This is a genomic window from Phytopseudomonas flavescens (assembly GCF_900100535.1).
GTDB classification, from domain to species: domain Bacteria; phylum Pseudomonadota; class Gammaproteobacteria; order Pseudomonadales; family Pseudomonadaceae; genus Aquipseudomonas; species Aquipseudomonas flavescens.
On record NZ_FNDG01000004.1, the window covers coordinates 62,744 to 74,693 of the forward strand.

Sequence of the window (11,950 nt, forward strand, 5' to 3'; positions counted from 1 at the left end):
AACCGACGACAAGGGTTCAGGCGGGCAAAATGTGGGAAGCGGCCACGCAAGTGCGCAGGCAGCCATCAGGCACGATGGACCGTCGTCGGTATCAGGCTTGTTGGCTGGAGCAGGGCACTTCGTTCACCACTTGAGAGAGGGGGTGTAAATAGGGGGAGTATTCAACATGCAAAAAAATGAGATGTCAACACTGCACTGGCTGTTGAACGCATAGACTTGGGAGTCGCTAACCCCTTTCGAGTTTTTTGGCTCAGTCTTTTAGTGGCCGCTTGGCAGGGATTCTGCCGTCTTGTTACGTGACTAACCTGTGGGCGCAAAATGTAAGCAGCGCTCAAGGGCTGCCTGGAAATCAAGCTCGCGATCCTCGCCCCGCCAAGCAGCGGATATCCTCCCGCCTAGGCTACGAAGTTTCCGCAACAATTCTAAGAAGGACTCGATCTCCGCTTGCCCCCACTCGGGGCCCATTCGGTAGTCCAAGACCAGGCCGTCGGTAGATACGAAAACGCCTAGGTCGGGGATGACCTGGTTGGTGCCGCGTATGCCGCCAAGAACGACATGAAATGGGTCGGCCAGTCCTCCCGTCACCAAGAGAGCCTCAGCAGAGCCTGAAAATGGCTTTTCGACCTGGGTTGCCCGGATCCATACATATCCGCCGCTGGCTGTAGCGTTTCTAGCTCCCAGTACGTACAGGAGCTCAAAGGCCATGGCTACCAAAGAAGCTGCTTGAAAGGCTATCTCTACTTCTGGAAGAGAGCCGTCATCGTTCGAGAAATACTGCCTCAGTTTCAAAGCCGACCCCCCTTTACGAAAATAAGCATTGCCCTCTCCGGGATCCGAGCCAAGTAAGTAGCGGCTCGGTTTTTCCCTTCAAAATAAAGCCTTGTTATATGATTCGCCCATATGCCGCTGATTAGATGAGCCCAGCATTGCTTGAATGGACTATTGACTAGGTTATCGCGGCGATTAGGCGAAAGGAGATATCAGATTGGCTCGAATGTGGATGGTTCGTGGTGAGGGTGGGGCGCGTTATGACTCGTTCCGGGAGCTTGGAATAGCTGCCATCGGATGGCGTCAGTTGGCCGCTCATGCGAAGCCGGGCTTGAGCCGCAAGCAACTGATAGCGCTTTATCAGTCCATAGAGCCAACGGCAAAGCAGGGCACCTTGATTTCCGGAGCCTCCCAGGTGTGGCGCTTCATCAACGAGATGCAGGTAGGGGATTGGGTCGTTACCTATTCGCCGGCGAATCGACTTTATTTGATTGGTACAGTCACGGGGCCGGTCAAGCATCAACCCGAGCGAGCGGACGAGGGCCTATCACTAGCACGTGAAGTGCAATGGCAACCGCAGGAGCTGGCACGCGACAATTTCAGCAGCACCACTAAAAACAGCCTTGGCTCGACGCTTACTGTGTTCGAGGTGCCCTCTAGTGCTGCTACCGAAGTGCTGTCCGTGTTGAAGGGCAAGCCGGCACCGGTAGCAGAAGAGGATGCCGAAGAGGTGCTGGCTGATCCTTTGGCTGATATCGAAGAGCGTGCTAGGGAGCAGATCAAAGATCTGATCGTCAGCCTGGGCTGCAAGGAGATGCAGGAGCTTGTCGCCGGCATTTTGCGCGCCATGGGTTACAAGACCCAGGTTTCTCCAGATGGCTCGGACCGGGGTAAAGACATCGTGGCTTCCCCTGATGGTTTCGGCTTCGAACACCCACGTATCGTCGTAGAGGTTAAACACCGTAAGGGGCAGATGGGCAGCCAGGACATTCGGGGCTTTCTAGGCGGTCGACACAAAGATGATCGCGGGCTTTATGTAAGCACCGGCGGATTCACCAAGGATGCCCATTACGAGGCTGACCGTGCTTCCATTCCTCTGGCTATGTGGACGTTAGAGCATGTCGTGCGAGCCTTGATCGAGCACTACGACAATACAGATGCCGAGACGAAGCGACTGGTGCCCTTGAAGCGGCTTTATTGGCCTGCTTGATCGTGCCGGTGCTGTATTCAACGTGAAGTTATGCCCGGTAGAGGCTGTTGTTAGCATCATCCGAATTGGATTTAGGCTGGATCATGGATAAGAAATCACTTTCCGAGCGGGATATCTGCAGCAAATACATTGCACCCGCCATCCAGCAGGCTGGCTGGGATATGTACAAGCAAGTGCGTGAGGAAGTCAGCTTTACAAAAGGTCGCATCATTGTCCGCGGCAAACTGCACAGTCGTGGCGAAGCGCGTCGCGCCGATTTCATCCTCTACCACCAGCCCAATCTGCCGCTTGCCGTGATCGAAGCGAAAGACAACAAGCACTCCATCGGCTCCGGCATGCAGCAAGCGTTGGGCTATGCCGAGGCGCTGGACGTACCGTTCGTATTCTCCAGCAATGGTGATGGTTTTCTGTTTCACGACCGTAGCGGAACCAGCAGTCAGGTCGAAACCCAGCTCAGCCTCGATCAGTTTCCTAGCCCTGACGAGTTATGGCAGCGCTACTGTCAATGGAAGGGGTTGGACGGCCAAGCCCGGCACAAGATCGAAGCGCCGTACTACGACGACGGCACCGGCCGTATGCCGCGCTACTACCAAATGAACGCGATAAACCGAACGGTTGAGGCGGTTGCACGTGGGCAGAATCGTGTACTCCTGGTAATGGCTACCGGTACGGGCAAGACCTACACAGCCTTCCAAATCATTTGGCGGCTGTGGAAGTCCAAACAAAAGAAACGCATCCTCTTTCTCGCTGACCGTAACATTCTCGTCGACCAGACCAAAAACAACGACTTCAAGCCATTCGGCAAGGCGATGACCAAGATCGCCAAACGTCAGATCGATACGTCCTACGAGATTTACCTGTCGCTCTATCAGGCCGTCACAGGTAATGACGAAGAGATGAACATCTATAAGCAGTTCTCTCGCGATTTCTTTGATCTGATCGTGATCGACGAATGCCACCGTGGCAGCGCTGCGGAGGATTCCGCCTGGCGCGAGATTCTCGACTACTTCTCCAACGCCACCCATGTCGGCCTCACCGCTACCCCCAAGGAAACCAAAGAGGTATCCAGCATCACCTATTTCGGTGAGCCGGTTTACAGCTACACCTTGAAGCAAGGCATCGAAGACGGCTTCCTCGCACCGTACAAAGTGGTGCGCATCGACTTCGATAAAGACCTGCAAGGCTGGCGACCGCCCAAGGGCATGCTGGACAAGAATGGCGAGTTGATCGAAGACCGCATCTATAACCTCAAGGACATGGATCGCAACCTGGTCATCGAGGCGCGTACCCAGTTGGTGGCGCAAAAGGTTACCGATTTCCTCAAAGCTACCGATCCCTACCAGAAAACCATCGTTTTCTGCGACGACGTCGACCACGCCGAGCGCATGCGCCAGGCGCTGACCAACCTCAATCCGTTGCGTGTTGCTGAAAGCCGCAAGTACGTGATGCGCATTACCGGGGATGACAACGAGGGCAAGGCCGAGCTGGACAACTTCATCAATCCGGAGGAGCGCTACCCGGTGATTGCCACCACCAGCAAGCTGATGACTACTGGGGTCGATGCGCAGACTTGCAAGCTGATCGTGCTCGACCAGCACATCAAGTCGATGACCGAGTTCAAGCAGATCATCGGTCGCGGCACTCGCATCAACGAAGAGTTTGGCAAGTACTGGTTCACCATCATGGATTTCAAAAAAGCCACCGAACTGTTTGCCGACCCAGACTTCGATGGTGAGCCGGTAGTGATCTACAGTCCAGAGGGCGACGCCTCGCCAGTCCCCCCAGACAGCCCGCTCGAAGATGAAGATGGCATCGTTGACGGTGGTGAGTGGTTACCCGAGGAGGGTTCGGATGATGAAGCCACCTCCGATAAGAAGCGCGTCAAGTACGTAATCGACAACCTGCCTGTGTATGTAATTGCCGAGCGCGTACAGTACTACGGTCCGGATGGCCGGCTGATCACCGAGTCGCTGCACGACTACACCCGAGCCTGTGTGAAGAAGCAGTTTGCCTCGCTAGACGACTTCCTTAGGCACTGGAGCGATTCCGAGCAGAAGAGGGTGATCATCGAGGAAATGGCAGCCCAAGGTGTGATGTGGGAGGCACTGGCCGAAGAAGTGGAAAAGAAAATGGGCCAGACGTTCGACCCGTTCGACCTGATCTGCCATGTCGCCTTCGACCAGCCGGCGCTGTCACGTCGTGAGCGTGCCGAGCAGGTGAAAAAGCGCAATTACTTTGCCAGGTATTCCGGCTCAGCCCGCCAGGTGCTGGAAGCGTTGCTGGATAAATATGCCGACACCGGCATCGAGCATATCGAGGACATGAAGATCCTCCAGCTCGATCCTTTCAGCCAGATCGGCGCCCCTATCGAACTGGTCAAGGCGTTTGGCGGCAAGGCTGGCTACAGCAAGGCCATTCACGAGCTCGAGAACGAGCTTTACGCCAGTTAAGTACCACCTAGCGACGGTATGCCAGGGCAGGAATCCAACCTGTCCTGTAGAATTTTGCCCCCGTTGCTGCACGCGTTGAGAGAACTCCATGTCCATTAGTTCCACCATCAAGTCCATCCAAGACATCATGCGCAAGGACGTCGGCGTCGACGGCGATGCGCAACGCATCGGCCAGTTGGTCTGGTTGCTGTTCCTGAAGATCTTCGATGACCGTGAGTTGGAATGGGAGCTGATGGACGACAGCTACCGCTCGCCCATTCCCGACAGCTGCCGCTGGCGTACCTGGGCTGCCGACCCGGAGGGCATGACCGGCGACGCGCTGAAAGACTTTATCGACAACAACCTGTTCCCACAGCTGCAGAACCTGCACGAGTACAGCAACACGTCGTCAGCCTACGTAGTGCGCAGCGTTTTTGAAGACGCTTACAACTACATGAAGTCTGGCCAGTTACTACGCCAGGTGATCAACAAGATTCAGGAAGGGGTGGATTTCAACAAGGCCCAGGAACGTCATGAGTTCGGCAACCTGTACGAGCAACTGCTGCGCGACCTGCAGAGCGCCGGCAACGCCGGGGAGTTCTACACCCCGCGCCCAGTCACCGAGTTTATGGTGCGCATGGTTGATCCTAAGCTGGATGAAAAAGTCATGGACCCTGCCTGCGGTACGGGCGGCTTTCTCACCTGTGCCATTGAGCACAAGCGCAGTCGCTATGTAAAAACAGCTGATGACGAGCGCACCCTGCAAGCCAGTATTTTCGGTGTCGAGAAAAAGCCGCTGCCGCACCTGCTCGCTACTACTAATATGATTCTGCACGGCATCGAAGTCCCTAGCCAGATCCGCCACGACAACACCCTGAGCAAGCCGCTGATCAGCTGGGGCCCGAGTGAGCGCGTGCACTGCATCGTCGCCAACCCGCCATTCGGCGGCATGGAAGAGGACGGCATCGAAACCAACTTCCCTGCCGCCTTCCGCACCCGCGAAACCGCTGACCTGTTTTTGGTGCTGATCATGCAGCTACTCAAGGACGGTGGCCGCGCCGCCGTGGTCCTCCCCGATGGCTTTCTCTTTGGCGAAGGCATCAAGAGCCGCATCAAGGAAAAGCTGCTGACCGAGTGCAATCTGCACACCATCGTTCGCCTGCCCAACGGCGTGTTCAACCCCTACACCGGCATCAAGACCAACCTGCTGTTCTTCACCAAGGGCTCGCCGACCAAACAGGTGTGGTTCTACGAACACCAGTACCCGGCAGGTGTGAAGAACTACTCCAAGACCCGCCCCATGCGTATCGAAGAGTTCGCTGTGGAAGAAGCCTGGTGGGGCAGCGAGGCCGATGGCTTTGCCGCACGGAAAGAGAACGAGTTTGCGTGGAAGGTCGGTATCGGAGAGTTGCAAGCACGCAACTGGAACCTCGACTGCAAGAATCCGCATGTCGGCGAACAGATCAGCCACGACCTTGACGAACTCCTTCGCAACTACGCCAGCCTGCAAGACGAAATCAGCGATCTGCGCGACCAGCTCAAGGCGGTGTTGGCCGAAGCCCTGGAGCGTCAGGTATGACCGCGTTGCTGACCGACAATCTGCCGCTGCTGACCAATGCGCCGAATGGCATCAAAAAGCTCCGCGAGCTGATTCTGGAACTGGCGGTGCGCGGTAAGTTGGTGCCACAGGACGCTAGTGACGGACAAGCGAGCGATTGGCTAGAGCGTATCAAACTAGAAAGAAATCGGCTTTTTGGAGCCGGACTGCTCAAAAAATCAAAACGAACCCCGGATACCACGCTGGATAAGTCAGTTAGCGCAGTTCCACGATCATGGCGCTGGGTAACACTCTCAGAAATCACGCTGGGTATGGACTCCGGGTGGAGTCCAGCGTGCGAGCCAAATCCGTCACAAAGCAATGAAGTTTGGGGAATACTGAAAACTACTGCTGTTCAGGTAATGCAATTTCTCCAAGAGGAAAACAAAGAGCTTCCTGCTCACCTTGAGCCTAGGCCTGATGCCGAGGTGAAAGCTGGAGATATTCTTTTTACTCGCGCTGGGCCGACCAACCGGGTAGGTATTTCTTGCTTGGTAGAAAGCACCAGACCACGCCTCATGATTTCGGACAAAATCATCCGCTTTCATCCAATTGAAGCGGGAACATATGGCCGCTATATAGCCCTCTGCCTAAATTCCGGCAGCACAGCTAGATACTTGGAGATAGCCAAATCCGGTATGGCTGCTAGTCAGGTAAATATCTCGCAGGACAAACTGAAACTAGCCCCTGTACCTTTGGCTCCGCTGCCAGAACAACGTCGCATTGTCGCCAAAGTCGATGAACTGATGGCCCTGTGCGACCGCCTGGAGGCCCAACAGGCCGATGCCGAACGCGCCCACGCCCAACTGGTACAAGCGCTGCTCGACAGCCTGACCCAAGCCAGCGACGCCACCGACTTTGCCGCCAACTGGCAACGCCTGGCCGGACACTTCCACACCCTGTTCGACACCGAACCCAGCATAAACGCCCTCAAGCAAACCCTGCTGCAACTTGCGGTGATGGGCAAACTGGTGCCGCAAGATCCCAGCGATGAGCCGGCTAGTGAGCTGCTTCGTAGAGTTTGGGAGATCAACGATAAGGTAGAGCGGATATTCTCGTCTGAGGCTGGAGGCGATGATGCAGAAGGATGGTTTGGTATTTCGGCTCCTGACGGATGGTGTGTTTGTAGAGTAAGCAATATTGCCGAAGTCAAGCTTGGGAGTACGCCATCAAGAGCAGAGTCAAGCTACTGGGGTGGTGATATACCTTGGGTTAGCTCAGGAGAGGTCGCGGGCACCATAATAAAAAGTACGCGAGAAAAAATTACTCAAGCTGGCTACAAGAACTCAAGCACAGCGATGATTCCTCCAGGCTGTGTACTGATAGCAATGATTGGTCAAGGAAAAACTCGAGGCCAGTCTGCTCTTCTAGAGATCGAGGCGTGCACCAATCAGAATGTTGCAGCATTAATTTTCAATACTGACCTTGTTGCTTCTCCATATGTCTGGCTGTGGGCGCAGGCTATGTACTCGCTTCACCGTGCAGGCGGGCATGGCGGCGCACAGCCAGCACTCAATGCGAAGAAAGTTAAAGCATTTGCATTCCCTCTCCCCCCAACAGCCGAACAACACCGCATTGTCGCCAAAGTCGATCAGCTAATGACCCTCTGCGACCAACTGAAAACCCGCCTGACCCAGGCCCGCCAACTCAACGAACAACTGGCCAGCACCCTGGTCGAACGCGCCCTTGTCGATAATGGTCAACTGGCACCCGTTACCACGGATCAAAAAGCCGCTCGCACCCTACTCGCCGCCGAAATCACTCACCAACTTCACGGTCAACGCACTTTCGGCCAGCGCAAGCTGCAGAAGGTGATTTACCTGGCCGAGCACGCGGCCAGGCTCACCTCCGTGCAGGGTAACTACTTACTCGACGCGGCCGGCCCCCATGATCGCCAATTGATGAGCCAGGTCGAAAACGAGCTGCGCAACCGACAGTGGTACGAGTGTGTCGACCGGGAAAAATTTGGCCATGCCTACCGTGCGCTTTCCAATGCAGGGCAGCATCGGCAGGCGTATGAGAGCGTCTTGCCAGCTGCCGAGCGGGCCACCATTAAGAGGGTCGTCGACTTGATGCGGGACTGGGATACGGATCGCTGCGAAATGACCGTGACCCTTTACGCCGCTTGGAACGACTTCATCATTGAAGGCCGCCCGGTCACCGATGACGCCATCGTGGATGAAGTCCTGCACCGCTGGAACGATGCCAAGCTGCGTTTCAGCAAAAGCCAATGGCTGACAGTGCTTACCGAGATGAAGAAGCACAGCCTTCTGACGCCCAGCGGCTTTGGTAAGCGCACTACGGGCGGAACTCTTACCCTGCCGGGGTTCGAGTAACTCGCAGGAGCAGGGGATAGGCTAGTGTTAAGGAACGCCGAAGCGCAGCGTTGATGCTGTCTTCGGCGTCCGCTGCCTTGTTGGAAGCTGCTCAGCTCGTCCCCACCAGCCTCTGCTGAATCCGACTGATAAACGCCACCTCGAACGCCTTCCTGTCGGTCTCATCCTGCAGGGCGTCCCGCTCGAAAATCATTGCAGCCCATAACCAATGGCTGCGCTTGCCGTTTACCCAGCGTTCTGCCGCGCGGATGCCGTCATGGAAGGCCGGGCGGCAGTCCTTTGACCAAGAGATTGTCAGGCCGGGGTAGCCGTCGTTGGTGGGCAGGGAGGTGGTGGCACCTTTAGTCATGGCGGTCACCCCCATGGGCTTCGCAGCTTGCTCGGCGGTAGAGTACCGTTAGTTCGTTGAGCAGTTCCTGAGCGGCTACGCAGGCCATTCGCACGCGAAGCGAGTCGGGGCGGTTTCGTTCCTTGTGCAGGAGGTCTTCGAGCAGTTCGCTCAACAGGACGGCGCGCAGGTCGGCATCGGCCAGTGCGTTTCGGGTCTGGAAGTTGGCACCGGTAATCGGGCTTGGGCGTCTGGGAAAGTTGAGTACACGGCCGAGTGGGTTAGCCATGGGGCACCTCCCGGGTGGAGGTCTGTGGGCCGTTGGGGCGAGCAGGGTGGTGCCCTGGCGTAAAAGCTGGGTGGCACATTTTCCTTATGCTCCTCGAACTAGTTAAGGAGCCGCCACCGCCGTTGTCACGCGGTTATGGTGACGGACCGTACGAGGGTGACAAACCGGCGTCCGAGGGAACCGGCCAGGCCGAAACCTGCCCCGTACGGCCCGCCATAGAAATGCAGTAGCACGGTATGAAACCGGCTAGGCAATTTGGACGCACCGCGTCCTCGAACATTCAGGTTGTCACACCCGGCCGCGGGATTGACCACGACCCGCGCACTCTAGCCCGCAGGTTTTCAGATGGCAACCTTGCTGGTTGGCTCAGCTGTTACAGCTTCTTTGTCGGGCATCGACTTCAGATATTGACGAGCTGAGGGGGTAGCAGCACGTCGTTAAGCGCCAAGGTCGGGCGGCAGTTCTTTGATCAGGAGATTGTCAGGCCGGGGGTGGTCGTTTGGGGGAGCAGGGTGGTATTTGGCCATGCTGATTATCTCCCTGGATCACTGCAGCCCTACCTCCGCGCCACATCCGAAAAGTAAAACTTGTCGAGCGTATGCCGTGACTGGGTGTACTCGAACTGTCGGCCATCCTGCAGAAAGGTCTGGTTGCTGACGACGATCACGTGGCTCTGGTCGTCCAGATCCAAATGCTTGAGGTCGTCCGCGCTGCGGGGCACGGCTTCGATGGTGCGTTGCGAGTAGCTGATCTGCAGTTGCAAGGTCTTTTCGATGAACTCGTAAATCGAGTGCTCGGCGATGCTGCGATCCAGGCCGGGAATCAGGTCGGCGACGAAGTGGTTGATATCCAGGATCACCCGCCGGCCATCGATACGCCTGACCCGTTTGATGCGGGTGATCAGCGTGCCTTCTTCGCCCTGGATGTGCTCGCAGAGGCTGCCTTCCAGCGGTAGCTGGCTGAGTTCGACCACCTCCGTGCGCACATTGCCGCCCAGCCTGGGGTAGGTCTCCTGAAAGCTGACGATGCCGCCGAGCTGGAATTCGATGGGCGCGCGCGACAGCACGAAGGTGCCCTTGCCGTGGATCTTCTGCGCGAAGCCGCGTTCCTGCAACTGCTCGATGGCCTTGCGCACGGTGCCCCGGCTGGTCTGATAGCGCTCCATCAGCTCGGTTTCCGAGGGCAGGCGGGCGCCGCGTTCCAGGCGTTCGCTGGTGATGCTGGCAAGCAGATCGCTGTAGATCTGGCTGTATTTGCTCATGTGCAGGGCTCGATGCCAGGTTGTCGTCAAGCGAGGAACCTTAGGGAGCGCGTGGCGCTTTGTCTATGGCTTGAGGAGAGGCGGTTGGTGGAAATTCCCGGTCAGCTGGCGCTTTGGCAAACAGGGCTAAACTGGTCTATACGAGTTGTTGATTTAACTCGTATGTACGAGTAAGGTCTTGTCAGGTTGCTCCCTATGCCGCTCTCCAAAAATAAAATCCTCAAAGGATAAAAAGCGCATGAGTCACGATTATTCAGCCATTGCCCGCGACGTGCTGCAGAGCCTCGGCGGCGTCGACAATGTCGAGCAGGCCGCCCATTGCGTGACGCGCCTGCGCCTGTCCCTCAAAGACCCCAAAAAGGTCGATGTGGGGACCTTGAACCAGATTGATCTGGTCAAGGGCTCGTTCTTCACCGGCGGCCTGTACCAGGTGGTAATCGGGCCCGGCGATGTGGAGAAGGTGTATGCCGCGCTGCGCCAGCAGACCGGCCTGGCGGCCATGACCATCGCCGATCTCAAGCAGCAGAGCGCCGCCAAGATCAACGGCATGCAGCGCCTGGTGCGCATCCTCTCCGACGTGTTCATGCCCATCCTGCCGGCGCTGATCATTGCCGGCCTGCTGATGGGGGTGAACAACCTGATTGGCGCCAAGGGCATGTTCATCGAGGGGGTCACCCTGCTCGAGGCGTACCCGGCGCTGGACGGCGTGTGGAGCCTGATTAACCTGATGGCCAATACCTCGTTCGTGTTCCTGCCGGCACTGGTCGGCTGGTCGGCGGCGAAGCGCTTCGGGGGCAGTGAAATCCTCGGCATCGTGCTGGGCCTGATGCTGGTTCACCCGGACCTGCTCAATGCCTGGAACTACGGCAAGGTGGTCGCCGGCCTGGGCGATCAGGGCATGCCGTACTTCGATATCTTCGGCTGGTTCAAGATCGAGAAGGTCGGTTATCAGGGGCAGATCCTGCCGATCCTGCTGGCCGCCTATGTGATGAGCGTGATCGAAAAATGGCTGCGTGCCCGGGTGCCCAATGCCATCCAGCTGCTGGTGGTGCCGATCACCACCATCGTCATTACCGGCGTCCTGGCGCTGGCCCTGATCGGCCCGATCACCCGCCACCTGGGCATCCTGATCACCGAGGGCGTGGTGATGCTGTTCGATTTCGCGCCGTTGATCGGCGGGGCGATCTTCGGCGTGCTGTTCGCGCCGCTGGTGATCACCGGCATGCACCACATGTTCCTGGGCGTGGACCTGCAACTGATCTCCACCCATGGCGGCACCTTCATCTGGCCGATGATCGTGATGTCCAACCTGGCCCAGGGCAGCGCCGCGCTCGGGGTGTTCTACATGACCCGCAACGTGCGGGACAAGAGCATGGCCTCCACCTCGGCCATCTCCGCGTATTTCGGCATCACCGAGCCGGCGATGTTCGGCATCAACCTGCGCTACAAGTACCCGTTCTACGCCGCCCTGGTCGGCTCGGCCATGGGCTGCATCTTCCTGTCGCTGAACAAGGTGCAGTCTTCGGCGATCGGGGTCGGCGGCCTGCCCGGTTTCATTTCCATCATGCCGCAGTACATCCCGGTGTTCATCGTGGGGATGGTCATCGCCATCGCGGTGCCGTTCCTGCTCACCTGCGCCCTCAGCGTGAAGATCGTCCGCCCGGGCTACCGGGTCGCCTGAACCATCGCATTGGCGAGCGGCACTGTTGTGATGTGCCGCTCGTGGTCTTAA

Annotated in this window: 8 protein-coding genes; 5 read left to right on the plus strand and 3 right to left on the minus strand. The window is 57.4% G+C overall.

The genetic code is table 11. The features are described 5' to 3' along the window. Positions 1-985: 985 nt before the first annotated feature. The 4 genes from BLR94_RS06385 to BLR94_RS06400 all read left to right on the plus strand — a co-directional run bounded on the left by BLR94_RS06385 (position 986) and on the right by BLR94_RS06400 (position 8,340). Positions 986-1,978 (plus strand): restriction endonuclease, encoded by a 993-nt coding sequence (locus BLR94_RS06385; protein ID WP_084303931.1) that lies wholly within the window; start codon positions 986-988, stop codon positions 1,976-1,978. An 83-nt stretch (positions 1,979-2,061) separates the two neighbouring features. Next, positions 2,062-4,428, plus strand: a complete 2,367-nt coding sequence (gene hsdR, locus BLR94_RS06390; protein WP_084303932.1) for an EcoAI/FtnUII family type I restriction enzme subunit R — start codon at positions 2,062-2,064, stop codon at positions 4,426-4,428. A gap of 88 nt (positions 4,429-4,516) precedes the next feature. Further along, positions 4,517-5,986 (plus strand): type I restriction-modification system subunit M, encoded by a 1,470-nt coding sequence (locus BLR94_RS06395; protein ID WP_084303933.1) that lies wholly within the window; start codon positions 4,517-4,519, stop codon positions 5,984-5,986. Beyond that, a complete protein-coding gene (locus BLR94_RS06400) occupies positions 5,983-8,340 on the plus strand; it encodes a restriction endonuclease subunit S (protein ID WP_084303934.1) in 2,358 nt (785 codons plus the stop codon). Before BLR94_RS06395 ends, BLR94_RS06400 begins: the two co-directional genes overlap by 4 nt. A 91-nt stretch (positions 8,341-8,431) precedes the next feature. Here the strand turns inward: BLR94_RS06400 and BLR94_RS06405 are convergent, their stop codons facing one another. The 3 genes from BLR94_RS06405 to treR all read right to left on the minus strand — a co-directional run bounded on the left by BLR94_RS06405 (position 8,432) and on the right by treR (position 10,218). Next, positions 8,432-8,689 (minus strand): LasR-specific antiactivator QslA, encoded by a 258-nt coding sequence (locus tag BLR94_RS06405; protein WP_084304179.1) that lies wholly within the window; start codon positions 8,687-8,689, stop codon positions 8,432-8,434. Then, positions 8,682-8,957: a hypothetical protein gene (locus BLR94_RS06410; RefSeq protein WP_084303935.1), complete on the minus strand. Its 276-nt coding sequence runs from the start codon at positions 8,955-8,957 to the stop codon at positions 8,682-8,684. The genes BLR94_RS06405 and BLR94_RS06410 overlap by 8 nt, the downstream gene beginning before the upstream one ends. Before the next feature lie 556 nt (positions 8,958-9,513). Further along, the gene (treR, locus tag BLR94_RS06415) at positions 9,514-10,218 is read right to left on the minus strand and encodes a trehalose operon repressor (protein WP_084303936.1); all 705 of its coding nucleotides are present in this window, start codon (positions 10,216-10,218) and stop codon (positions 9,514-9,516) included. A gap of 238 nt (positions 10,219-10,456) precedes the next feature. On the opposite strand from treR, the gene treP reads away from it, so the two are divergent. After that, entirely contained in the window at positions 10,457-11,899 is a 1,443-nt protein-coding gene (treP, locus tag BLR94_RS06420; protein ID WP_084303937.1) for a PTS system trehalose-specific EIIBC component, read from the plus strand. Positions 11,900-11,950 lie beyond the last annotated feature (51 nt).